General features: G+C 56.5%; 22 protein-coding genes and 1 tRNA gene. 6 read left to right on the plus strand and 17 right to left on the minus strand.

The features are described 5' to 3' along the window. Positions 1–191: 191 nt before the first annotated feature. Positions 192–845 (minus strand): LuxR C-terminal-related transcriptional regulator, encoded by a 654-nt coding sequence (locus CGZ80_RS26905; RefSeq protein WP_094418763.1) that lies wholly within the window; start codon positions 843–845, stop codon positions 192–194. Between the two features lie 237 nt (positions 846–1,082). After that, positions 1,083–1,304 (minus strand): hypothetical protein, encoded by a 222-nt coding sequence (locus tag CGZ80_RS26915; protein ID WP_094418765.1) that lies wholly within the window; start codon positions 1,302–1,304, stop codon positions 1,083–1,085. 287 nt (positions 1,305–1,591) lie between these two features. Here CGZ80_RS26915 and CGZ80_RS26920 point away from each other — a divergent pair, with 287 nt between their 5' ends. Next, positions 1,592–5,566, plus strand: coding sequence for a chemotaxis protein CheB (locus tag CGZ80_RS26920; RefSeq protein WP_094418766.1), 3,975 nt, complete (start codon positions 1,592–1,594; stop codon positions 5,564–5,566). Between the two features lie 320 nt (positions 5,567–5,886). Continuing rightward, a complete protein-coding gene (locus tag CGZ80_RS26925) occupies positions 5,887–6,660 on the plus strand; it encodes a response regulator (RefSeq protein ID WP_094418767.1) in 774 nt (257 codons plus the stop codon). A 109-nt stretch (positions 6,661–6,769) separates the two neighbouring features. Here the strand turns inward: CGZ80_RS26925 and fabF are convergent, their stop codons facing one another. From fabF to galE, 9 genes are all read right to left on the minus strand, one after another. Further along, complete coding sequence (gene fabF, locus CGZ80_RS26930) at positions 6,770–8,059, minus strand: beta-ketoacyl-ACP synthase II (RefSeq protein ID WP_094418768.1); 1,290 nt, start codon at positions 8,057–8,059, stop codon at positions 6,770–6,772. Positions 8,060–8,203: 144 nt separating this feature from the next. Next, positions 8,204–8,449, minus strand: coding sequence for an acyl carrier protein (locus CGZ80_RS26935; protein WP_094418769.1), 246 nt, complete (start codon positions 8,447–8,449; stop codon positions 8,204–8,206). Between the two features lie 223 nt (positions 8,450–8,672). Beyond that, the gene (gene fabG, locus CGZ80_RS26940; protein WP_094418770.1) at positions 8,673–9,431 is read right to left on the minus strand and encodes a 3-oxoacyl-[acyl-carrier-protein] reductase; all 759 of its coding nucleotides are present in this window, start codon (positions 9,429–9,431) and stop codon (positions 8,673–8,675) included. 37 nt (positions 9,432–9,468) lie between these two features. Next, positions 9,469–10,392, minus strand: a complete 924-nt coding sequence (fabD, locus tag CGZ80_RS26945; protein WP_094418771.1) for an ACP S-malonyltransferase — start codon at positions 10,390–10,392, stop codon at positions 9,469–9,471. 361 nt (positions 10,393–10,753) lie between these two features. Continuing rightward, positions 10,754–10,936, minus strand: coding sequence for a 50S ribosomal protein L32 (rpmF, locus tag CGZ80_RS26950; RefSeq protein WP_094418772.1), 183 nt, complete (start codon positions 10,934–10,936; stop codon positions 10,754–10,756). A gap of 292 nt (positions 10,937–11,228) precedes the next feature. Then, positions 11,229–12,236 carry a class I SAM-dependent methyltransferase gene (locus CGZ80_RS26955; RefSeq protein WP_094418773.1) on the minus strand — a complete coding sequence of 336 codons (1,008 nt, stop codon included), beginning with the start codon at positions 12,234–12,236 and terminating at the stop codon, positions 11,229–11,231. Positions 12,237–12,240: 4 nt separating this feature from the next. Next, a complete protein-coding gene (gene aroF, locus CGZ80_RS26960; protein WP_094418774.1) occupies positions 12,241–13,248 on the minus strand; it encodes a 3-deoxy-7-phosphoheptulonate synthase in 1,008 nt (335 codons plus the stop codon). A 201-nt stretch (positions 13,249–13,449) separates the two neighbouring features. Beyond that, positions 13,450–15,384, minus strand: coding sequence for a c-type cytochrome domain-containing protein (locus tag CGZ80_RS26965; protein ID WP_158222870.1), 1,935 nt, complete (start codon positions 15,382–15,384; stop codon positions 13,450–13,452). 161 nt (positions 15,385–15,545) lie between these two features. Then, positions 15,546–16,538 (minus strand): UDP-glucose 4-epimerase GalE, encoded by a 993-nt coding sequence (galE, locus tag CGZ80_RS26970; RefSeq protein ID WP_094418776.1) that lies wholly within the window; start codon positions 16,536–16,538, stop codon positions 15,546–15,548. Positions 16,539–16,815: 277 nt separating this feature from the next. On the opposite strand from galE, the gene xerD reads away from it, so the two are divergent. Then, positions 16,816–17,769 (plus strand): site-specific tyrosine recombinase XerD, encoded by a 954-nt coding sequence (xerD, locus tag CGZ80_RS26975; protein WP_094418777.1) that lies wholly within the window; start codon positions 16,816–16,818, stop codon positions 17,767–17,769. Between the two features lie 6 nt (positions 17,770–17,775). On the opposite strand, the gene CGZ80_RS26980 is transcribed toward xerD, so the two are convergent. The 3 genes from CGZ80_RS26980 to CGZ80_RS26990 all read right to left on the minus strand — a co-directional run bounded on the left by CGZ80_RS26980 (position 17,776) and on the right by CGZ80_RS26990 (position 20,566). Then, entirely contained in the window at positions 17,776–18,597 is an 822-nt protein-coding gene (locus tag CGZ80_RS26980) for a hypothetical protein (RefSeq protein ID WP_143544186.1), read from the minus strand. A 216-nt stretch (positions 18,598–18,813) separates the two neighbouring features. Next, on the minus strand, positions 18,814–19,989 hold the full coding sequence (locus CGZ80_RS26985) for a serine hydrolase domain-containing protein (protein ID WP_158222872.1): 1,176 nt from the start codon (positions 19,987–19,989) through the stop codon (positions 18,814–18,816). A 28-nt stretch (positions 19,990–20,017) separates the two neighbouring features. Next, positions 20,018–20,566 (minus strand): hypothetical protein, encoded by a 549-nt coding sequence (locus CGZ80_RS26990; RefSeq protein ID WP_143544187.1) that lies wholly within the window; start codon positions 20,564–20,566, stop codon positions 20,018–20,020. Between CGZ80_RS26990 and CGZ80_RS26995 the strand changes: the two genes are divergently transcribed. The 3 genes from CGZ80_RS26995 (at position 20,565) to CGZ80_RS27005 (ending at position 22,913) form a co-directional block, all read left to right on the plus strand. Next, positions 20,565–21,104 carry a hypothetical protein gene (locus tag CGZ80_RS26995; RefSeq protein ID WP_143544188.1) on the plus strand — a complete coding sequence of 180 codons (540 nt, stop codon included), beginning with the start codon at positions 20,565–20,567 and terminating at the stop codon, positions 21,102–21,104. The two genes, CGZ80_RS26990 and CGZ80_RS26995, sit on opposite strands and share 2 nt — an antisense overlap. 144 nt (positions 21,105–21,248) lie before the next feature. Next, positions 21,249–22,676: a sulfatase gene (locus CGZ80_RS27000; protein WP_094418782.1), complete on the plus strand. Its 1,428-nt coding sequence runs from the start codon at positions 21,249–21,251 to the stop codon at positions 22,674–22,676. Positions 22,677–22,839: 163 nt separating this feature from the next. Further along, positions 22,840–22,913: transfer RNA gene (locus CGZ80_RS27005), tRNA-Arg, on the plus strand. Between the two features lie 5 nt (positions 22,914–22,918). On the opposite strand, the gene CGZ80_RS27010 is transcribed toward CGZ80_RS27005, so the two are convergent. From CGZ80_RS27010 to CGZ80_RS27020, 3 genes are all read right to left on the minus strand, one after another. After that, positions 22,919–24,319, minus strand: coding sequence for a tyrosine-type recombinase/integrase (locus CGZ80_RS27010; RefSeq protein WP_143544189.1), 1,401 nt, complete (start codon positions 24,317–24,319; stop codon positions 22,919–22,921). Between the two features lie 75 nt (positions 24,320–24,394). After that, the gene (locus tag CGZ80_RS27015) at positions 24,395–24,577 is read right to left on the minus strand and encodes a hypothetical protein (protein ID WP_094418784.1); all 183 of its coding nucleotides are present in this window, start codon (positions 24,575–24,577) and stop codon (positions 24,395–24,397) included. A 19-nt stretch (positions 24,578–24,596) separates the two neighbouring features. Further along, entirely contained in the window at positions 24,597–24,821 is a 225-nt protein-coding gene (locus tag CGZ80_RS27020; protein WP_094418858.1) for a topoisomerase II, read from the minus strand. Between the last annotated feature and the right edge of the window lie 188 nt (positions 24,822–25,009).

Raw genomic sequence — 25,009 nt, forward strand, 5'->3', positions numbered from 1 at the left:
GTGTGGGTGGGATCAACTCGGGGCAACAGCCGCAACGAAACCATTCTCGTTGCGGTTCGAGGTCCCACCCACACGTTTTTTTGATCGAAGCCCGGCCAGAACATTCCTAGAAACGCAACCGCAACACATCTCGGCCAAGAACTTCGAGCTACCCGAGAACTCAAAGAAAAATGTCCTGACCAAAAGGACACCTAGTTCTCTTCTAGCGAAACGACCCAGCGAGTCGCGTAGTGCAACAATTCTGAAGTTGATGTGATCTCCAGCTTGTTCTTGATCCGTTCGCGATAGGAATCAACCGTCTTCGTCTTGACGCCCATCTGTTCGGCGATCAACTTCGTTGAACAGCCCTGGCCGATCAATTCGAAAACAGACAACTCGCGTTTGGACAGCGTTGACACCTCTTGGAACAACGTCGTCCCGCCTGTCGAATTGCCGAGCGCGTCATCGATCGAAACACTCTTCGAAACGTAGACCCCGCCATCCAAAATGGTCTGAATCGCTAAGTCGATATTCACATCCGACTCCTGCTTTGCGATATAGCCGTGCGCCCCATGCGAAATGCACCGGCTTGCAAACAGATGCGCGTCTCGCATCGACGAAACCAACATTTTCAGATCGGGGCGGACCTGTCGGGCGCGGGCAATGAACTCGAGCCCGCTGCCATCGGGAAGACCTAAGTCGACGATCGCAAATTCGAACTCGACGTCCTCCAAGGCACGCATCCCTTCCGCTAAGGATCCGACCGTTGCGACGATTTCCCAGTCTTCGTGTTGGCTGATCGCGGCACGAATTCCCAAGCGAATCAAATGATGATCGTCGAGAACCAAGAAGCGAATTTTGGACATGCTGCTATGTCAAAAAAAAATGGGTCATGCGGTAACTCTCCCACATACTGAAAACCAAATAGCCGGGAGAATCCCCCCCGCAATGCTGCTCTTCGCGGCTTGGATTTCAACGATACACCCGAATAAACAGTTGCGGGAGCACTGCCCCAGCTTCACCGTCAACTGTTTTCGCCTCCACAGGCTTGTTGCCCCGCCTGTGGAGGCTTTTTAAAATTCTAGAGATCCCCGGCGTCGCGATTACGCTTCGGGTGGACCAAATAGCGGACTATTTGCCAATTCGGCGATTGCTTCGCCCATCTGGACGCAAATCTCACGCAGTTCGCCTGGTTCTAGCCGTTCGGGTTTCGTGATCAGTGAATGCCCGACCTTCAACGCCTGGATATGGTCGCGAAGTTCATGCACTTGATCACTCGTCAGCCAGATCCCACGCTCACTAGATTCCTGGTTGTTGTCTGTCATCGTCCTCCAACAATCTCCAATCGGGCGCCCCAACGCCAGCGATTCTACAGCGCATTGCGATCAGAGTGAACTCGGTTCAATTGGCACCCCCTGCCAGAACGAAGGGAAACCAATCAACTGAAGTTGATTTCTCAGGAGCTCCAGAAGTTGTGCACGGCTGCGAAATCGTGGTAGCATTTCGCTCGCGGGGTCAGGTTCGATGGTGTTTTTTACCCAATTTTCAGCCCCAAACCTAATTTCTTTTGCTTAGGTGATCGAATTCTTCGATTCCAAAGGGGCGTTCGAGCATGCCAGAAACCGGTGAGTGTTTTATCGTAGGAATTGGCGCCTCCGCAGGGGGATTGTCAGCGTTGGAGGACTTCTTCCTCGCCGCAGATCCTCACGCGCCGATGGCTTATGTGGTCATCCAACACCTCTCACCGGATTTCAAGAGCGTGATGGACCAGTTGCTATCACGCAAAACGCAACTGCCAGTGCATGTGATCGAAGACGGCATGCGGGTCCTACCACGTCACGTGTACCTAATGCCCGCCCGAAAGGAGGCCATCGTCAGTGATGGCAAACTTCGACTAACCGATCGTGCAGAAGGCGAACAGCTAAGTTTTCCGATCGACTATTTTTTGCGATCCCTTGCACAAGACGTTGGTTCGCGTGCAATTGCCGTCATCTTATCGGGCACCGGTTCGGACGGGTCACGCGGGATTCGCGAGATCCATCAATGCGGTGGTCGTGTGATCGCCCAAAGTAACCCAAGCTTTGACGGGATGCCCAGCAGTGCAATCGCAACGGGAGTGGTCGACCTGGAATTACCTGCCAACCGAATCGCGCCCGCACTCAACAAGCTCATCAACTCAACCGAAGAACTGCCCGCGGCGATCGCAGACGAATTTCAGGTTAGCGATGAACCCTTGGCAGCGATCCTGGAACAACTCACGCTGAAATATGGGTTGAACTTTGCGAACTACAGAACGTCGATGCTGAAACGACGAGTTCTGCATCGTATCGAAGCGACCTCTCAAAATGACTTAACTTCGTATGCCAGGCTCTGTCGCGACTCGACCAGCGAGTTGGAGTCGCTTTACCAAGATTTGCTTGTTGGCCGTTCACCGTTTTTTCGCGACCCTGAAGTCTTCGATTACTTGAAGGCCAACGTTGTCCCGCGAATGACAAGTCGTCTTGAAGGCCAGCAAGAACTGCGCGCCTGGATCGCCGGCTGTGGCACTGGCGAGGAAGCTTACACGCTGGCGATTCTGATTGCCGAACACCTCGAAACACTGGGAATCAATCGCGACGTTCGCATCTTCGCGTCCGATGTTCACGAAAAATCATTGGCAGCCGCCAGCCAAGGGATCTACTCAGAAGAATCGCTCGGCGGGATGTCACCGGAACGCGTGCAGCGTTTTTTCATCCGTCGTAACGGCAGCTATCAAGTGTCACCGCTGCTGCGAAAGATGGTTGTATTTTCGCCGCACAACATTTTGCGTGACGCGCCATTTACCAAGCTGGACTTTATTTCCTGCCGCAACTTGCTGGTTTATTTAACGCCGGCGGCACAGCGGAAAATCCTTGGCCTGTTCCACTTCGGATTGAAACGCGAAGGGTTCCTGTGTCTTGGCACCAATGAATCGATTGGCGACTTGCAAGACGTCTATCGCGTCGTCGACGAGCACTCAAACGTTTACTCAAAGTGTCGCGATCGGTACCCCAGCAAATCGTTTGACTTTACACCAGCGATTCCGGCCGAACGCCGAAGCTTAAACACGGGCGATGACTTCGCGGGCTTTGCCAACGCGCGGTCGATGCTCAAGACCTACGACAGCCTGCTGGAACAGTTCATCCCGCCGTCAATCTTGATCAACGGCAACCGCGAAATACTCCACACGTTCTCCAAGGCCGGACGTTTTCTACGATTCAGCTCCGGACGCCCCACCAAAGATGTCCTTACGCTACTTCCGCCCGACTTGGCCTCTGTCGTGGGACGTGCGTTACGCCAAGCCGAACGCTCCGGAAAGGAAGTCGTTGCCAAAGGCGTCGAGTACCGAACCGATCAAGGCAGCACACCGATCTCGATTTCGGTCCTGCCGATTCAAATTGATGAGTCCACGCATCAATGGCTCATCCGCCTCGAAGAATCGAACGATGCCCCGCAGCGCCCCGTCTTCGCGGAAGAACTTGAGACATCCAACGAGTCTCGCGAACTCGACGAGATGCGTCGCGAGCTGGACTTCACCAAGGAAAGTTTGCAAGCTTCGATCGAAGAGTTGCAGACGACAAACGAAGAACTGCAATCGGCGAACGAAGAACTCGTGTCTTCCAACGAGGAGCTACAAAGCACCAACGAAGAACTGCACAGCGTCAACGAAGAGCTTTACACCGTCAACTCGGAACACCAACGCAAGATCACCGAGTTAACCGAACTGACAAACGACATCAATAACTTGCTCAACGGCAGTGATGTCCACCAACTATTTCTTGACCGCGAACTGGGCATTCGACGCTTCACCACCGGCGCCGCGGCAATCTTCAACCTCATTCCTCAAGACGTCGGACGTCGGTTCGACAACTTCTCGCACCGAATCAAACACGACACCCTTGATCGCGACATCGAGTCGGTCATCCTCCACGGCAAACCGAAAGAATTCGAAGTCCGCGACGACGTGCACGACACTTGGTACCTGATGCGCATCCGCCCCTATGTCGCTCCTAACGGGATCGACGGCATTGTGCTGACACTCGTCGATATCACATCGCTTAAAGTCGCTCAAGCTCGACTGATGGAACTGAGCGAAATCGTCGAACACACCGACGATGCGATCTACCGCGTGAACCTGGATGGCGAGATCCGTACCTGGAACCGTGGTGCCACGAGACTGTTCGGTTACGACAATAAAGAAGTGGTCGGCAAACGTGATTCCCTGCTCGTTCCAGACGAACGTCTAGAAGAAGCGTCCGGCTACCTACAGCGAATTCGCAATGGGCTATCCGTCGATCGTGCAGAAACGCTTCGCTGCCGTAAAAACGGCGACGTATTCGACGTCTCACTCACGATCTCACCAATCCAGAACCACATCGGCGATATCGACGGCGCCTCGATTATTGCCCGAGACATCACCCAACAACGACGCGCCGAATCCGAAATCCGCCGAGCCGTTCAACAACGCGACCAGTTTCTCGCCACGCTTTCACACGAACTGCGTAATCCCTTTGCGGCGATCTTGAACGCGTGCAGCTTGCTAAAAGAACCGCACCTCGACAGTGAAAGCACGACCGAAGCACGCGAGGTGATGGAGGCTCAGCTACAGCACATCGCGCTCTTGCTGGATGACTTGCTGGATGTTGCCCGATTCACTAATGGAAAACTCAACATCCGCCAGCGTCCACTTGACGTTACGAAGCTGACCGGACCGGTGCTCGATTGTGTCCAGCATCGATTCGATCGATCAAATCAAACACTCAACATCCAGGTCGATGACGAGCCGATCTATGTCCTCGCCGACGCTGGACGGCTACAACAGGCCCAAATCAACTTGCTTGTAAACGCCAGCAAGTACAGCCCATCACGCCGTTCCATCTGGTTTAGCGTTGGACGTGACGGTGACCAAGCGGTGATCACGGTTCGAGATGAAGGCGAAGGAATCTCCGCAAGTTTGCTTCCATCGATCTTTGAACCGTTCGTTCAATCCGAACAAGCGATGGATCGCACACAAGGCGGGATGGGATTGGGCCTGCCGATCGTCAAAGCGATCATCGATGCGCACGGCGGCTCGGTCGAAGCCCATAGCCCAGGGCCAAACCGTGGAAGCGAGTTTGTACTGCGGCTACCACTGACCGATGAACGCCCACAAACGCAAATCGAACCGCGGGGTGACTTTGTCGCAGGTATCCGTGTGTTGCTGGTCGAAGACAACGATGGCATTCGACGCATGTTGGCCCGGTCGCTGCAACTAAAAGGCTTCCAAGTCATCACTGCGGCGAACGGTCGCTCGGGGCTTCGTGAAGTCGACCGTGAAGAACCCGATGTCGCGGTCGTCGATATCGGGCTGCCCGATGTTGACGGATACGAGTTCGCGAAACTCGTCCGTTCCGACAACCGACACCACAACCTCGCAATGATTGCGGTCACCGGCTACGGCCGAGAGGAAGATCGCCTGCAAGCCGAAGCAGCCGGCTTCAACCTGCACCTCGTCAAACCAGTCGACCCGCAGCGTCTGATCGAGGCGATCTCTAAATGCTGCAACAAATCATCCGCACTGGACGACTGACCAGCTAATTTGCTTGCCTCTTGCGACGCCCACTTCGCCCTCGCGAAGGATCGATGTCAGCCCTCCGCCAATCGTGCGTGTTTGTCAAAAACAAGGTGCACAGGGCCTGCAATGGAGTGTTTACGATGATAGTTCAGCGGTGGAAGCACTACTGAACAACTGGCATCGAATTGCTGGTGTAAGAAATAATCCCACAAATCGAAACCAAAAGTGGTATTTTTCTGTTGACTGCCTAGTTGCAATTCGTATGTTGAAATTACTTACTTTTCCGCACTCTGGGGGGCGACCAGTCCATCACAGGAGCGACGGGGCAAAAATTTATGCTAGTACTGACACGAAGGACCGATGACCTAGTGACGTTTCCGGAAGTGGGCATTAGCGTCCACTTTTTGAAAGTCCGCGCTGGGCAGGCACGAATCGGAATCGACGCGCCGAAAGACATCTCAATCGTTCGCGGCGAATTGCGGCCGGACGAATCACTCGAATTCACCTCCCTACTCGAACGATCGCCGTTGCGATGCCTTCCTCCCGAAGCACGCCATGCGATCCGCAACGATCTCCAGCAGATCAGCGTTGGAATGCACCTCTACCGTGAGCTGCTTGCGGCAGGGCAAATCCGCGAAGCAGAAAGCATTTTCCAAGACGTTGATGACGCCCTCTCGCGTTTGAACGAAAGCCAATGGCTAAAACGCCAGCAAGCGAAATCGCCAACGCCCAATGTCAAAATCGCGCTGGTTGAAGATGACCGCAATGAGCGCGAACTACTCGCAGGACTGCTGCGATTAAAAGGCTACCGGGTCGACGGTTACCAAGACGGCCTTTCCGCAATCGAGAACATGTCCACCACCTCGCCGCCAAATATCATCCTGGTCGACATGCTCATGCCAGTGTGCGACGGCGCGGAAACCGTGCGAACCATTCGCCAAAACCACTGCTTCGACTCGAGTGCCATTTTCGTGGTCAGTGGCACCACGCCCGATTCCAGCGACCTCAGCATCGGCAGCGGTGGGGCCGACCATTGGTTCTGCAAACCGCTCAATCCGGAATGCCTGATCGATGCGATCGAATCACGCGTGCGAGCAGTCAGCAACTAATTGACCCTATTCCGCGTCCATTAAAAAACGTCCGTGTGGAATCACCACCCGGACGTTTTTTAATCTTTGTCAACGCCGCGATTGCGACGCTCTCAACAGCTGTGACGGTCTAGCCCTCGTACTGTCCAACAACGATGCAAGCGTTGTGGCCGCCGAATCCGAAGCTGTTGCTCATCGCAACCTTGACCGGTTTCGAAACCGCTTCGTTTGGCGTGTAGTCTAAGTCGCACTCGGGGTCTTGGTTGTCCAAATTGATCGTCGGTGCGATCACCTGGGTCTCCAGTGTCTTGCACAAGATCACTGCTTCGATACCACCGCTGGCTCCCAGCGAGTGACCGATCGAACTCTTCGTGCTACTGACGGTTGTTTTATAGGCGTGATCACCAAAAACGCGTTTGATCGCTTTGGTTTCGGCAATATCACCCAACGGTGTGCTGGTACCGTGCGCATTGATGTAATCGATCGCAGTCGGATCCAATTCCGCATCAGCCAATGCTGCACTCATCGCGGCAGCTGCACCGGTGCCTTCTGGATCGGGAGCCGTGATGTGACCGGCATCGCTGGTCGTACCATATCCCAACACTTCGCCGTAGATTCTTGCGCCGCGAGCGAGTGCATGATTCAGTTCCTCGAAAACGAGCACACCGCTGCCTTCGCCGAGAACGAATCCGTCACGGTCCTTGTCGAACGGACGGCTAGCCTTGGTCGGCTCTTCGTTCCGCATCGACAGTGCCTTCATGTTTTGGAACGCAGCAAGTCCCATGCGTGTCAAAGCGGCTTCGCTACCACCGGTGATGACCACGTCCGTTTCGTTCAAACGGATGCTGCGGAGCGCATCGCCCATGGCGTTGGTCGCACTCGCACACGCAGTCGCGACCGCGTAGTTCGGACCTTTCAATCCGTAGGTGATCGAGATTGTTCCGCCGGCGGCATTGACCATCATCTTCGGAACGGTGAACGGGCTGACTCGGGATGGCCCCTTGGTCAACATTCGTTCGATCTGATTTTCGATTTCGACGAGCCCGCCGATGCCACTCCCTAGGATCACGCCGCAGCGAGTCCGATCGATCGAATCGAAGTCCAACTTCGAATCCAGGATAGCTTGATGTCCGGCATGGACAGCGAATTGAGTGAACCGATCCAAGCGTTTTTCTTCGCGAGGGTCGGTGATGCCTTCGAGCGAGAAGTCGTAAACCTCGCCGGCAAAATGAACTTTGTATTCGGTGGTATCGACCAAGGTGATTTTCCCGACGCCGCTTTCACCCGCGGTCAAACGTTTCCAAAACTCTGGGACGTCCAATGCGAGCGGCGTAACGACACCGACACCGGTGATCACAACACGACGTTCACCCTTGTAAACCTGGGGCGGTGTCGCGGAAGAATTTGATTCCTGGGCCATCGTGCTGCCTGGAAGAAAGGAACCTTGACGGACAAGGTTTCATAAAGAAGTGGGACAAACGTTGCATCGAAATCGGGCGATGCACTCGCACTTTGTACGCAGTGTGCATCGCCCGTCGCAGTCTTCGAGAATGACGCGAGCAACTTACGCGTCTTCGCCCCGTGCGTTTTCGATAAAATCGACGGCTTCACCGACCTTTTGGATCTTTTCGGCGGCTTCGTCGGGGATGCTGATGTTGAACTCTTCTTCGAGTTCCATCACCAACTCGACGGTGTCGAGCGAGTCAGCGCCCAAATCGTTGACGAAAGAGGTTTCACGGGTGATTTTGTCTTTTTCGACGCCAAGCTGTTCAGCAACGATGTCGACCACGCGCTCTTCGACGGTAGCCATAAGCGATTCTCCAGTTTGTTATGTTCGTTAACAGGGAAGTTCGAATGGGAGGTGGTGCGTTCTGGCCGGTGCCTGGCAGATTGCCAAACAGGGCTTCAAACGCGGGTCAGCCGATGGAGCCCTCGGACGCCTCGTTGATTCGCCGAAAAGATAGGGGAAACAAGCAAAAGACGTCAATATGCCGGACTTCACTAAGCCGGACATACATCCCGGGCGCGGCTCCTTAGCCGGTCATGCCGCCATCAACAACGATGGTTTGGCCTGAAATGTAACCTGCGTCCTTGGAAGCCAAAAACAGAACTGCCGCCGCAACATCTTCGGGGTTTCCGACGCGTTTGGCGGGAATCGTCTTTTTCACTTCTTCCAAAATCGCTGCGGGAATCGCGTCAGTCATCTCGCTGGCGATAAACCCTGGGGCGACCGCGTTGACGGTCACGCCACGATTGACCAGTTCCTTGCTCATCGTGCGAGTCATCCCGATCATCCCGGCCTTGCTGGCCGAGTAGTTCGCTTGACCGGGGTTGCCCATCAGACCCGAAATACTGGCCATGTTGATGATCCGGCCATACTTCTGACGACGCATGATCCCGGCGGCCGCACGACAGCAAACAAAGCAACTGGTGAGGTTGGTCGCAATCACGCTGTCCCATTCCTCGTCGCTCATCCCACGCATCGTTTTATCACGCGTGATGCCGGCGTTGTTGACCAGGATGTCCAATCGGCCGTGCTCTTTGGCGATTTGCTCGATCGCTTCACCGGTCGCCTTGCGATCGGTCACGTCACAGGCAACCGCGACAGCCTTGCCGCCGGCAGCTTCGATTTCTTTCACCGTGTCGGCGAGCTTATCCGCATTCCGCGCCAAGCAAGCAACCGTCGCGCCGTTCATCCCCAAAGCAACCGCAACGGCTTTACCCAGCCCCTGCGAAGCACCGGTCACAATCGCAACTTGTTCCGACAAGTTGGCCTTCAATGTCATTTCCATGGCGGTCGTATCAATCTCTTGTGTCAAGAAAACCGTGCTACGCTTCGTCGCCGAACCCGTCGGTCGGCAGCTTGCGTTGAATTCGTTTAAGCGTGCCGCGAAGCACGCGTCCGGTCCCCAATTCTTCGAACCCACCGATGCCGTCGTCGACCATCCGTCGAATCGAAGCTTCCCACTGCACCGGCTCGGTGACTTGGCGGCTCAACAACGCACGCACTTCGTCTGCAGACTGGTGCGGCTGCGCGTCGACGTTGCTGTAGACCGGAATCTGAGTGTCTTTAATTGGCATCTCGGCGAGCGCTTCGGTCAATTTTTCGACCGCAGGCTGCATCAACGAGGTATGGAATGCGCCGGCAACGCTCAATCGCACGACCTTCATCGCCTTTGCTTCCAGCGCCGCGGGCTCCAATCGATCCAACGCCGACAAGTGACCAGAAACAGCGATATTGCCAGGGCACAGCAAGTTGGCTGGCCGCAGGACTTCGCCCTCGCCACGAACTTCGTCGCATAGAGCGGTTAACGTTTCTAGATCCATGCCGATGACGCTGGCCATGCCGCTTTCGACCACATCAGCAGCCGCTTGCATCGCTTGGCCACGACGCTGCACCAACCGCAACGCGTCATCGAATTCTAACCCGCCTGCAAAGCACACTGCGGTGTACTCACCTAAGCTCAAACCTGCGGTCGCCTTGACCTTGGCGAGACGCTCAGGCTGTTCCTGCCGCAACACACTGGCAGCGGCCATACCGACGGTAAACAGCGCAGGTTGGCTGAACTCGGTTTGGTCAAGTTTTTCCGACGGACCGTTTTGGCAAAGATCCGCGAGGTCGTACCCGAGCACCTCACCAGCACGCGCGAACAATTCGCTTGCGACGGAGAAGTTCTCGCACAGCCATTTGCCCATTCCGACTGCCTGGGCACCCTGTCCGGGAAAAAGAATCCCGACCGCGTCGACGTCCATTGATGTGTATTGCCACTGGGGAGGTGAATCAAAAGTTTGCCAGCGACGCAACTTGCACTCGCCCCGCCAAATCGACAAGCCCCCAGGGCTCGCCTTTCCTCGGAAGAAGCCTTCAGGCTGGAAGGAAACTGCACCTTCGCTGGGCCCACCGAATTTACCGGTTGCCTACCGATCGGCAATTGGCCGAACTGGCCGTCACACACCGAAAGGGGACCTGAGCGCTGGCCAGGAGCCAAAACGGCCACCTGGACGTGCACACCTAAAGACTGGACGCTACCGAACTGGCGTCGTCATGACAGCTAGAACGCCGGCTAACGAAGGAAGCCTGGCGTCAAATGAGATCAACTGGGCGGAGCCGCGATTACTCTTCGCGTTGCTCAACCAGAGTTCGGCCCATGTAGTAGCCGCACTTTGGGCAAATCGTGTGCGTCGGCACCGAGTTGCTGCACTGTGGGCAGTAACCGATCTGACGTTTTTTGACTCGGTCGTGACTGCGACGTTTGCCGGTTCGACTATTGCTGTGTTTTCGCTTTGGGACAGCCATGGCTGCATTTACATGAAAGAGGAGACTTATCGTCTGTTTTGATCAATTTGGCCCAGCAATGTAGAAATGCCTGATCCGGTTCGTCAATCCACGATTACCAGAAAGTCATCGCTTTGGCGGAGATCCGCGCTGCGACTCACACCACCTGCCCCTCGAAAGGGCCAGCGCCCTCGCTAAAGAGCCATTGCCCCTGCTGAAGATCCGGAAGGCTTCCGAAACCTTCCCAGGCCCAAACATCGGCCAAACGCCCCCAGCAGTGCACTTTTTGTGGACGATCCGGCCCGATGACAGCCTATGCCTTTTCGGCAACCATCATCCCCAGCCCGGTCGGACTTGCGGCCAAATAAGTGAACTGAATCGCTCCCAGACCGGCTGCTAGCAGCATCTGCTGACAATCACGAAGCTCACGCACCCGGCCCGCTGGCGTTGCCAAGTTCGTGGTCAAACGCCCCAGAGATTCCTTCAATCCGGCTTTGCCAGGCCCAATGTACAAATCTGGAACCGCCAACCGGCCCCCGCTGGCTAAGACCGACGCGGACTGCTTCACCAACGCTGCCGCTTCGTCGTCCGAATAGGCCGACAAGACCTGGGCCAGCACCACCAAATCAAACTCGCGTTCGCCCAAGTCGACTTGGCGAGGATCGGCCGGCAAAAACTCGTAGCGATCTTGTAAATTGATCGACTGAGCCGTCGCCCGTGCTGCCTCAACCGCGCCGGGATGATCCACCGCCAACACCGTCGCGGTTTCATCTCGGTGAGCCATCGCACAGCTCCAGACCGCGGAACCGCAGCCCAGATCCAAGACACGGGTGCCCTGATAGCTTTCACCACCAACGTCCAGCACCTCAGCGGCTTGCATCGCAGCCGAAGTGTGAATCCACTGGGTCGCCGCAATGTCATCACGGTAGGAATCGGCACTCAACGACTCGACCGTCTCACCCTTCAGTCGGGCAACCAGTGTCCCGTAGCGGGCATCGCCAAGATCCTCGTCGTACTGACACAGCAAGTGCCCGGCGCGAGCCAACGCATAATCGTCGCCGTACTGCTCGACATATCCGATCGCGACCAATCCGCCCAACAACAACCGTGTCGTCGCTGGCTGCAACGACAACGCTTCACACAACTCCTCCAGTGAATGCTGGCGATCGCGCAGTGCCGCAGTCACGCCCGATTCACGGGCGGCACGCATCAGGTGCGCCGCGCCGTTGATCTGCATCCATTCCTGGTATTGCTGGACAGTGCGATCACCGGCCCCGCGAACCGATTGTGCTTGCTGTTGGTCAGTCGGCTGGTCGCTCATGCAATTAGTCCTGAAGCGCGGTCAAAACTTTTTGACAGCGTGACATCGTCTTGGTGAATTCGCCGAACGTCTGCGATTGATAGCCGTCGCTCATCGCGTTGGACGGATCGGGGTGAACTTCCAAGATAATGCCGTCCGCACCAGCGGCAACCGCGGCAACACTCATGTCGTGAACCATGTAGGTATGACCGGTGCCGTGCGAGGGGTCGATGATCACAGGCAGGTGCGTGCGACGGTGCAAGTAGGGAACACTGGCCAGAGGCAACGTGAATCGCGTGTGCGACTCGAACGTGCGAATGCCTCGCTCGCAAAGCATGACCTGTTCGTTGCCTTCGTTCAGAATGTATTCGGCAGCCAACAAGAATTCGTCCATCGTGGCCGACGCGCCACGTTTCAGCAGGACCGCTTTGCCGCTTTTGCCGACCGCTTCAAGCAAACGGTAGTTCTGCATGTTGCGGGCGCCGACTTGCAAAACGTCGGCATAACTGGCAACCAAGTCAACGTCTTCGGTCGCCATCACTTCGGTGAACACGGCCAAGCCGGTCTCTTCGCGAGCGGCGGCCAACAATTTGAGGCCTTCTTCTTTCATCCCCTGGAAACTGTAGGGGCTGGTCCGTGGCTTGAACGCACCACCACGCAGGCCTGTCGCGCCAGCCGCTTTGACGGCACGCGCGGTCGACATCAGCTGCTCTTCGCTTTCAACACTGCAAGGACCACCGATGAAACCGACGCTGCCCGCACCGGCAGCGAAGTCCAACACCTTCACTTCGCTAGGCTCGGGACGAACTTCGCGACTGGCCATTTTGTACGGAGCGGAAATGGGCGCCACGCCGCTGACCCCGGGGCTGCTTTCGATCGAATCTTTAAAGTCCGACCGCTTGTCACCGATCGCGGCGATGACGGTCCTTTCGGTGCCAACAATGACGTTCGATTTGAGTCCCATCGATTCAACTTTCTTGGCGACCGCATCAATTTGTTCTTTGGTCGCACTCTGCTCCATTATCACAATCATGGAAAGATCCAGGCGTGGCCGGTGGCCTTTAGGGGGAGGTGTCAAGAATTGAGCCAACATGCTAGCTGGAACCGGCCAAGTCCGATACTCGGTCAATGACCAGTTCTGTGAACGATGCCCCGCAGACGCCGCACTAGCCAGCTTGTACCGGCACTAATGACATGGCGGCGGAGCGTTCCTCAATCGCATGAGAAAGAAATGCTATCGCGAATAGCTCAAAAACTGGTCCAGATAGACCGCTGGGGAAACGCCGAACCCTCCGGCAAAGGCTTGCTCAAACGGCTTGCCTGCGGATAGGTATCGGATCGTGGTGTCGAGTGATTTTCTGCGAGCTCGATCAAGCATGGTCATAGCGATAAGCGTTCCAAGTGCGTCGGCCTGCTCTGGAGTCAAACGGTTCTCCAAAAAGGCCTTCGCGTCTTTTACCGTGGACGCGGCCTCCATCATCTTGGTTCGCAGCTTTGCCTTATCGAGCCGATTTTTCACGGTTTGCTCACTCGCCAGGGCCGAACCGATCCCCTCGGAAAACCAGCGAGGCACATCCATCCCGCGACTCGCAACGGCCAAACTGATCACCGGCGCAAGCAACCTGTCTTCGATCGCCTCTTCGTCGTCACTCTCGCTCGCGACGGTCACCAAATAAGCGTCCTCGCCATCATACGACCAATGCGAATTCCAATCCGCCGGGACGCTGCGTTGCTCGACCATCTTCGCGAACTCGCTGTAGTCATAGCGTTTGGGAAACACAAAAATCGTCGCCTTGCCCTGGAAATAACCCTCCGCCGACGCGTCGGCCTTGGTCTTGCCCGCGGACTTCGCGACCGTCTTGGCGATTTTGAGATGCCCCTCGGCTGCCTTCGCGACCATCTCTTGCGTCGCTTTTGATCCTGGACCAACGACGCGGAAGTGATCGGTTTGTGTTTCGGTCAGCGGCTGCGAGCTGCCAGCAAGTTTTAAGTTCTGATTGGCCAATTCGGTGCGACGTGCCGTTATCTCCTCGCTACTCGCACTGGCGACCCAAGCCATCCGAGCCATCACCTTGACCGGCAAAGCCTCGTCCGCATCCAGCTTTGCACCTTCGTCGATCCAGCGGCTGATCAATGCGATCGAATCGTCAGACAACGCCGGACGACCGACCGGCATCCGCGCCCCGTCGGCGGCGGTCCCACGCAGCTTTTTGACGATCAAACTCGCTTCGCCACGCCCAGGCGTGATCACCGGACCGCTGTCACCACCACGCATTAATTGCGTGAACTGGTTCATCTGCAAACCGCCGCGTGTCTGCATCGCGTCCAAATGACAACCGCTGCAATTGTCGACCAACAACGGTGCGATGTCGGCAGAAAAACTGATTGACTCGTCGCCAGTCGCTTTTGTGATCACCGGCGTCATCTGCTGGGGCGCCGGATCGGGGGTGCCGCCCGCACCGATCCGAGCGGTCGCGTCGGCACCATCAAATTTGGCACCTTGCAACACCCAATCTTTCAAGGTCTTGAGCTCGTCTGGTGAAACCGTCGCTCCACCACGTGGCATGTCTCCGGTCTCGATCGTTTCGATTAGCCGACTTCCGATGACATCGCCAGCAAACACGACGACGCCTTCGGGTGGCCCTTTCATCAGAACCGCATAGCTGGCCAGCGAAAAACCGCCTTGGCTGCGCGTCACATGGCAACTGCCACACTTCGTCGACAAGATCGGTGCGACATCGTCTTGAAAGCTGACGAGGTCGGTCGCGGAATCCCCAGGCTTCATCCCCGCGCCGGTTCCTGTCGGACGCTCCGGACGCCGAAACGGGGGCAGTGAAGCCCCTTCCAACTCCAGCTTCGCATGCGTCAGCCGCATCGCGTCAAGGTGCTTTGTAATCGCGTCGAACAGATCCGGATTGTCCTGCGCCACAATCCGTTCGACCTGCTCCTGCGCACGGCGATAATCGTTTTCGGCAGACTCGATCTTTTGGTCGAAGTAGTTCTTGTTCGCGCTGTTGATCGCGATGCCAAGATTTCGCACTAACGTTTGTTGCCGCCGATCTAACTCGGCCGCACCGCCAACTCCTGCGGTAAACATCACAACGACCACCCACACGGCAGCTCCAGAACGGATTTGACTTGCTAGCCGATTCATCGAATGCATGGTCATCAAGATTGGCGATACAGAGTGGAATAAGACGAGAAAAGGTTTGCGAATGAGCTGGAACGCCGAAGCACATCCCTTTCCAGAACGCATCACCTGGCCACTTGATCCCAAAAAAGCGGCATCAAGTGGTGGCACCTTTCCATTCTAGATCGCAAAAGCGGTCGCTACGACTTTGGCATCGAGTACCCTTGTGGGTGGCTTTCGTGCCATCGCCAAGCGGTTTCGACGATTCCCTTGACGTCGGTGTATTCCGCAGTCCACCCCAACAGCTCCTTGGCGAGCGACGCATCAGCAATCAGCTCTGGTGGGTCTCCCGCGCGACGCTCACCCATGACTTCTGGGATCGGATGACCGGTGACTTCGCGGCAAGCATCGATAATTTCGCGGACGCTTGTCCCACGCCCTGTCCCCAAATTGACACAGATGCCTTTGCCAGGCTGCAAACGTTCCAGGGCCGCCAAGTGGGCCCTCCCAAGATCGTCGACGTGAATGTAGTCGCGAATGCAGGTGCCGTCGGGCGTGGGATAATCATCGCCAAACACCGTGATGTGCTCGCGCTGACCGAGCGCCACTTGCAGGACAATCGGGATCAAGTGGGATTCCGGATGGTGATCTTCGCCGATCGTTCCGTCAGGCCGCGCGCCGGCCGCGTTGAAATAACGCAGTGCCGCATAACCAAACCCGTAGGCCGCCGCATAATCAGCCAGTGCTTGCTCGAACACCAGCTTGGTAAACCCGTACGGGTTGATCGGCTGTTGCAGCGTCGTTTCGGCGATTGGGATCACGTCCGGCTCACCATACGTCGCCGTCGTGCTGCTGAACACGATCTTCTTCACATCGGCTTCACGCATCGCGTCAAGCAATTCGACCGCGTCGATCACGTTGTTGCGGTAATACAGTGCCGGATCGTTGACCGACTCGTTAACGAGCGCGAACGCGGCGAAGTGCATCACGGCGTCGATCTGTTTCTCTTTCAACACGCCGACCAGCTTCTCACGGTCGGACAACTCGCCTTCGACCAGCATTCCCTCTGGAACCGCTTCTCGATGACCACGCGACAGGTTGTCGTAAACCGTCACCGAATGACCGGCATCGAGCAACAAGCGAACGGCATGCGAGCCGATGTAACCGGCTCCACCCACAACAAGAAGATTCATCGTAAATTCGTGTCATCAAAAAGGATTGAAGTCAGCCTCTTGGCGTTCGCGACCAAGCACCTCGGACGCGACAAAGGTAGTTGTAGTCCCCCGCCGGATGATCTGCACCCGCAGAACAACTCCCTTTGCCAATCGGCCCATTCCAGCATTCCTACGCGGCCATCACAACCACTACCAACCCCACGTCCCCACTGACAGCAATCTCCATCCGCCCACCAGCCGATACAAAGGTGTCAGGTACCTTTTTTGCCGCTCCACTCGCTCAATCACCAACGCGTTGGCCAAACGAAAAACGAAACTGCAGATGCTCCAGGCTGCCGGACCTTCGGCAAAGCCTCGACAATCCGCACAATCGGTGCGCGACGAATTCCTTGGTTACCTCCGCGGCGAATGCCACCTCGCGGACAATTCCATCGCCGCTTATGGACGCGACTTAACGCGATTCATCGACTGGCTGGGCAAACGCAGGCTCGATGCGATCCGTGTCGGAGACCTGACCGACTTCATGGCTTGCCTGCAACAAGCAAAGCTTGCCCCCGCATCCGTCTCACGCGCCGTCGTCGCCGTTCGCACATTTTTTAAATACTTGCAACTCGAAGGCGTCGTCACCGACAACCCTGCCGAACTGCTTGCCGCGCAGAAACTTTGGCAACGCGTCCCCGGCGTCTTAACACAACGTCAGGTCGAAGCGTTCTTGTCCGCACCACGCAAGATCGATGCGTTCTGGGAACGCGACAAAGCAATGCTCGAAGTCTTGTACGCGACCGGTTGCCGGGCCAGTGAAGTTTGCACGCTACGGCTGCAAGATTTGTCGCTCGATCAAAAGCATCTCAAGTGCACCGGTAAAGGCGGCAAGCAACGAATGGTGCCGATCGGCGGACGTGCGATCGAAGCGATCAAGTTGTACCTCGATCCACTTCGCACCGAACTGGCCGCCAAACGGAACAACGAACACAGCGAACTGTTTCTCTCCCGCACCGGCCGACCTCTCGATCGCATCCAACTGTGGCGACTGGTCAAACAGTACGCGACACGCGCGGGGATCACCAGCGATATCAGCCCGCACTCACTACGACACAGCTTCGCGACTCACTTGCTGGCCGGCGGCGCGGACCTTCGCCAAGTCCAAGAGATGCTCGGACACGCGAGCATTCAAACGACACAGATCTACACACACGTGGAACACTCGCGACTAAAAAAAGTCCATCAGCAATTCCACCCGCGTGCTTGAAAAGCACTAGCGACGCCGACGACGGCACACCAGTCCGCCTGCGATCGTAACGAGCGCCACAAAGCCAGTCGGTTCGGGAATCGCAGTCGCAGCCAGCTTATAGCCGTACGCTGATGCCAGCATGTTAAGCTCCAGCATCGAGATATCGATCCGGCCTTCGGCGTTCGACAGACTGGTGTCCATCAACAATGAATCGTCGAGCACATGCGCCACATCGCCAGGCTCCATCGCGACGTTCAACCCGCCCGGATCGAACACATCGCCAATGATTTTGTCTGACCACGGATTGGATTGACTCGGCAATCCTACGTCGTCAGCGTACGCGCTGCTGAAACCCAACATGTGTCCGATCTCATGGCGAGCAACGGTCAGCGCGTCCCAGTCGCTAAAGGCCTTGTCGCTGCCATCATCCGCTGGCGTTGCATCAAACCAGAGCTCGTTGGTTGCCCCCGAATTAATCGAGCTTGAATTGAAACGGATCGTGTGCGCGATGGTGTAGCTGGCATCAGTCGCTTCCCAGGGGCGAATATTGCTTCCAACGGAAGCGGAAAGCGGGCCGCTCCACATACCCAGCGGTCCGCCATTTCCAAAGTTGAAAAACTCCGCTTCAAACTGGACGTTGATCGACGCCACCCCGCCGAAACCGTCATCGATACCGACGATCTCGTTCTCCCAATCAGCAATTGCCTGATTGACAACGCCACGGGTAACAGCGTCCCACGATCCGTCTGCGGTATCGGTAAAAACAACGTCGATCGTCATGGCCGCTTGCAGGGCCCCCGCGATCAATAAACCCACAAAGGGCGAACAACAACGTAACCAATTCATGATGCGTCTGTCCGGTGAAAGAATAGCGACAAGAAGAACAAGCCATGGGTCTTCATGGCCACCCGGGAAAAGCGGGAAACTTTTCCGGTCAATCTGAAAAGGTGAGGCCAACTATAGCCGTTACTTGTTCACTGTGCTTTGTTACACCAACGAAAGTTGTCGACTCGCCAAAATCTTCATCGAGCAACTTCGCCAGCGAGCTGCGGTGACACGCAATCAGCCGAATCGATTGCCAAGAACTGTCGCGATATCGCCAGCCAGAGAGTTCACCGCGCCTTTGCCATCGGGATAGAGACGGGAACTCAAAAACACGTACACCAACTGCTTCACCGGGTCGATCCACAGCACCGTTCCCGTGAACCCGCCATGACCAAACGCTCGCTCCGAAAACGCTTCACCGCGGTTGCGTGAATAAGGCGAGCGGTGGTCCCATCCCATCACGCGTGTCCCGCGTGATTGCTGCTCCGGCACCGGATGCGGTGTGATCATCCAGTCCAAAGTCGCTTGCCGGATCAATTTCGATTCGCCCCGGGACGCCGCCAGCAACTCGCGGCCAAACTTGACTAAGTCATCGACGCTGGAAAACAATCCCGCGTGTCCGGCAACGCCGCCCATCTCGAACGACCTCGGGTCATGGACACGTCCGCAAATCCAATCGTCGCCTTGATTCTCGGTCGGCGCGATCCGTGACCGCAACGTTTCCGGCGGGTTGTACATCGTGTCCGACATTGCCAGCGGCTTGAACAATCGCGACGTGGCGAACCGATCCAGCGTCATCCCGCTGACTCGTTCGACCAACTTGCCAAGAACAATGAAGCCGACGTCGGAATAAGCAAACTTGGCACCGGGCTCCGATCGCAACCCCAACCCACAGATCTTTTCCCAAGCAACCTCCGGCCCATCCAAGTAATCGGCCAACGCGTTGTCCGGCGTCAAACCGCTGGTGTGCAACAAACACTGCTTGATCGTGATCGCGTCTTTGCCACGACCGCCAAACTCGGGCAAGTAATGCTTCACCGGCAAGTCCGCGTCGATCAACTTGTCTTGATACAGCATCGCCACCGAAGTCGCCGTAGAAACCGCTTTGCTGATCGACGCCAAATCAAAGATCGTGTCTTTGGTCAAAGCAACCGGTTCTGGCTTGACCCAACGATGCCCAAACGTTTCCAAATAGTGCACGTCACCCGGACCAGCACAACACACCACCGCGCCCGGCAAGTCACCCTCGCCAATCGCTTGATCAACCAGTTGCTTGATCGCTGCCGACGCATCAATCTCTGACTTGTCATCAGCCTCGGCCGCCTGTACGTCACAGCAATCGAACCGCCCAAACGCCACACCCAATAAACCGCCCAGCATCATCCGACGGTCCAAACCAACTCGCGAACGCATCTGTGATTGATCAGTCATACCGGTTGTTTCAAGTGGTAAGAGACGCCGCGATCGGCACGGGCTGTGGCAACGATTCGATCCAGTCCAGCACACGCTGTGCATACGCCGCGCGAGTTTCGCCGACGACCTCCAAGTCACCTTCGACAGGGTTGTGTATCATCGCGTTCAAACGCTGAGCAACCTGTTGCAAACAGTCACCCAGTCGCTGCAAGATGGCTGCTTCGGATGTCGTGCTTAGCGCCGTGGTTTCTAACTGCAACCGGCTGACCGCTACACGTTCATTCGAACGCTTCTCGATCAAACACAACCGCCCGCCTTCGGCACGGTATGCTTTGCCGCCCAAGTAAACACGACGCAGGGCTTGATCGGCATCAAACTGGAACACAGGATCCTGGTCCCAATATAAACTGAGGCGCCCGTCGCGGCGAAAGCCGATCACGATTTCCAACTGGTCGTCTGGGTTGCCTTCCACGACGACACCATCCTCCGTCAACTTTTCCAACCAGATCCGGCCGCGAACGACCATCGCCACGCCGTCTCGCAGCAAGTCTTCTCGGTCTTGTGTGTTTTTTGCCATGACAGATGAAACCGTTCGCAGTTCATTGAAAATGCAGCCGACGTTTCGTGAACCATTGCCTTGGGGCATGGACGAATCGAAACGACGGATTCGTGCGGTCGTCCGCGACACCGAAATGTCACCGCATGCCGAAACGGCTGGAACCGTGATCGATTACAAAGTCGCCACGGCCGAACAACGGATTTGGTCACCGCACTTGTCGATCCAATTGAACCCCGGCGACACCCCCGAGTCTACCGAGGCGTTCGGGCGATTTTCACCACGCCCCGAAATCTGGACGCTCGTCATGGCCGTCTACTTGGCGTCCGCCTGCACACTGTTCGGGGCGATGATCTATGGACTGGTTCAGTGGATGATGAAGAACCCGCCATGGGCACTGCTGGTCATCCCGGTCTCGCTTGGCACCATCGTCGGACTGCACCTGGCCAGCTTGATCGGGCAGAGCTGGAGCCACGATCAAATGGAAGTCCTCAAGGCCCGCTGGGAAAGAACCATCGAGCTCGCGGAACAGATCTCCATAACCGAGACTTCGTCTTAAAAACTTTGCTGATCCGGGCCCGCCACGCACAAGCCAGGCGCCAAGTCGGTTCGGCGAACCGACTACACTTCAATTCATCCGGCGGCCCGCCAACATACAGCGTCCGTCGCTTCATCCCACACCCACGACCCCGCGCAGATCTCTATGCATCGATTTGTGATCGCCGCCCTGGCGCTGCTTTCAATCGGCTCAGTCTTACATGCCGAAACGACTCCACCGAACTTCGTCTTCATCATCGCCGACGACTGCACGTTCCGGGACATCGGTTGCTATGGCGGACAAGCTCACACGCCGAACCTCGACGGACTGGCCGAACAAGGCATGCGACTGACACGATGCTTCCAAGCCGCGCCGATGTGCTCGCCCACACGACACAACATCTACACCGGTTTGTATCCCGTCCACAGCGGCGCGTACCCCAACCACACCTATGCCAACCCCGGCACCAAAAGCATCGCGCATTACCTCAAGCCATCCGGCTATCGGGTCGCACTGAGCGGCAAGACGCACATCGAACCGGAAACCGTTTTCCCCTTCGAATACAGCGCCGTCAAACGGAACCCCGACATGAAGGTCGTCGACAAGCTATTCGCCGACTCGGCCAAAAACGAAACACCGTTCTGCTTGCTCGCTTGCTCCAACGAACCACACTCGCCTTGGAACAAAGGCGACGCGTCGCGCTACCCGGCGGACAAAGTCAAACTGCCACCGTACTTGGCCGACACCCCAGTCGTGCGCAACAACTTCTCACGCTACCTCGCCGAGATCACTTACTTTGATGATCAAGTCGGTCAGATCCTCGGCATGCTGGACAAGCACAAGCTCGCCGACAACACGCTGGTGATGGTCGTTTCCGAACAAGGCAACTCGTTCCCGTTTGCCAAATGGACGTGCTACTCCAGCGGCCTGCAATCGGCGATGATCGTCCGCTGGCCCGGTCAAGTCGCTCCCGGTACGACCTCCGACGCGATGGTCGAATACGTCGACATCACACCGACCTTTATCGACGCGGCCGGCCTGCCCGCACTCAGCCAACTGGACGGCAAAAGCTTCCTGCCTGTGCTACGTGGCGAGACCGATCAACACAAAACGCACACTTACGGATTGATGACCACACGCGGCATCATCGCCGGCAGCGACATGTTCGCGATCCGCACCGTTCGCGACGACCGCTACCGTCTGATCTGGAACCTCAACCACGACGACACCTTCACCAACGCGTGCACCGAAGCCGACTACTTCCGCTCAATGGAAAAAGCCGCCGCGGCCGGTGACTCCACCGCCGAAGACTTGGTCAACAAGTACCAACATCGTCCCGAGTTCGAACTGTTCGACTGCGAAAAAGACCCGCTCGAAATGACCAACCTCGCCGATGATCCCAGCTACGCCGACCACGTCAAACGCTTGAAATCGAAGCTGGACGAATGGATGGAATCGCAAGGCGATCAAGGCTTAAAAACCGAACGCGACGCGATCCTGCACCAAGTCCGCTACAAGGACATGACGCCAGATCAAGCGATGAAGACGTACGAGCGAACGGTCAAAAACCGCAAGAACAACCCGATCAAATAATCGGGTAAATCCGCATCTTCCGAGTGGCACGGCTTTGCCGTGCCACTCCAGGCTGATGGAACAGCCCGGCAAGGCATTCAGGAAGCAGGAATTTAGCCCCGGCCGAAGAGACGGAGCTAGACAAGCGAACCGGGATCGGTAAAACTGCGTCCCACAACTGAACGCACCCGTAGCTCAACTGGATAGAGCATCGGTCTTCGGAACCGAGGGTTGGGGGTTCGAACCCCTCCGGGTGTACTGACTTAAATACTTGCCAGTAAACGCTTTAGCGTCATTAACTCCGCAGCCGATAGCTGTGGAGTTTTTTCTTGTCCCCCCACTAATCCCCCCACAAATGCATCCGAAGTTGCATTAGTGGTGAGTTTCTGACGGACTTCCGATGCAGCGGCTTGAGCCGAACGCATCGCGCCGTAGTACTTCTCCGTCGTCGCGAAATCGGCGTGACGCATGACGACCTTCAACGTCTCCGCAGAGACGCCGGCATTGATCAGACGCTGCGCGCAGCCTCGCCTGATATCGTGAGCACTCGCGAACTTGGTTCTGGTGCCAGTTCGCTCATCCTCCTGACGTACCACGATCCCAGCTTCTTCTCCGATCGCCGCAATCGTTCTGCCGACACATTCCTTGGTCAGTCGATCAGTAATCGGAACCTGCACCGCACCTGTTCGGCGCTTGGCTCGGCTCTCAACATCCTGGACAACCGCCTCTGGGATCGCACCCGTGTCGACCTTGAACTCTCGGCTTCGCCGATAACCTTGCTTCTTCAGCCATTTTCGCACCGCCGCATCAGACACTCCGCAAGCCGCCGCGATTGACAGATTGCTGTACTGCTTGGCGAGGGCGACCAAATCATCGGGTGCGGGTTGGAACCACTTGCAGCCAGGCTTCACCGTCGACGTGATCGCCTGCGGATTGACAATCCAGCCCGCACGTTTGGCCTTGGGCACTTCCAACAAAAAGGTTTCCAATTCCGGCAGCATCGGGATCTCCTGAAGCTTGCCGTTTTTCTGGGAGGAGGGGATCGTGATCGTTGGGTGGACGGTGCTACGTGTCGGCCAAACGGGCCGAATGTGTCGCTCGTCATCCCAATGAAAATCCATTAAATCACCCACCCGAAACCCGCTGTACCACAGCACTCGCAAGGCAAAGTGCCAGGACGGGGCTTCGTTCTTGCCGACCACACGCGATGTTGCCTCGATCATGCGATCAAACTCTTCGCCCGTGATTGGGCGACCCTTCATCACATCATCAACGCTCAGCGAATCGAGATCCGGCACTTTGACGATCCAATCACGTTTGGCGCAAAACCGCACAAACGCCATCACGGCACCCATCGAACTATTGACCGTGTTCGGCGACCGATGGTCGTACCGAGACTCGTCACCTTCGAGCAAACGCTCTTGAAGGTACTCCAGCATGTCGAGTGTCATGACATCTTGAACCATCACTTCGCCTTCGATCCCATGGTCAGCCATGTATCCCAGAAAGATTCGTTCGGCGACACTGAGCCGCGAGGCCGAGTGCTCGAACGATTTTTTTCGTACACGCAGTAACTTGTACGAGCGGTACTTCTGATAGCACTCTTCCCAGGTCGGACCGCGATCGGATTCGGTTCGAATGGACTGGGGAAAAGAGGCTTGCATTGGAGCCGGCTTGATGTCGACTTCGTGTTCGGCGGTGATGGCACCGCCCGATGCGACGTAGCTCCCATCGAGCAATCACTGTTGGCATTCCCGCAAGATCCGCCGTGCTTCGCGTCGATCACGAGTACCGCAGTTCTTGCGGACGCGCGTCCCACGGATCGGGCAATAGAACTTGAGGACAAAGCCATTGCGGTCGGTCTTTTTGAGCGGCCGGTCCGGATAGAGTTGAATGTTGCCAATTTCGGGCCTTCTCGGCATGGCAATCTCCTTTGAGGTTTCAGTTTTGGTGCTGGATGCATTCGCGTTTCCTCTCTGCGTTCCGGACGAGGTGTTCGATCAGGGCGCGCCCCGTCACCCACCGTGAGTGACCGATATTCGTGTAGGGCAGCCCTTCATCGAGCAATTTATCCCAAAACTTCTGTGAAATCCCAAGTCTTTGCAGCACCATTTGCTTGCTGTACGCCTCATCCTGCCGGATCAAGCCCGTATCAATCTGCGGCATCATTCGCCTCGCACTGTGAAAAATGAGAAACCGGATCACCAGCCGAGCCGATCGAGATCCCGAATTCGGCCCAAGCACACCGAATTGATTTCAAGCAGAAAAGAGCGAGGCAATCGCCGCTAAAGAGCGATCAAAGCGAGCAAGAAAAACCGGTGATCCCAGTCAATGAAGTCGCCCCGTAGAGGTCG

This window comes from Rhodopirellula sp. MGV (assembly GCF_002251265.1).
In the GTDB taxonomy this organism is placed as follows: Bacteria; Planctomycetota; Planctomycetia; order Pirellulales; family Pirellulaceae; genus Stieleria; species Stieleria baltica_A.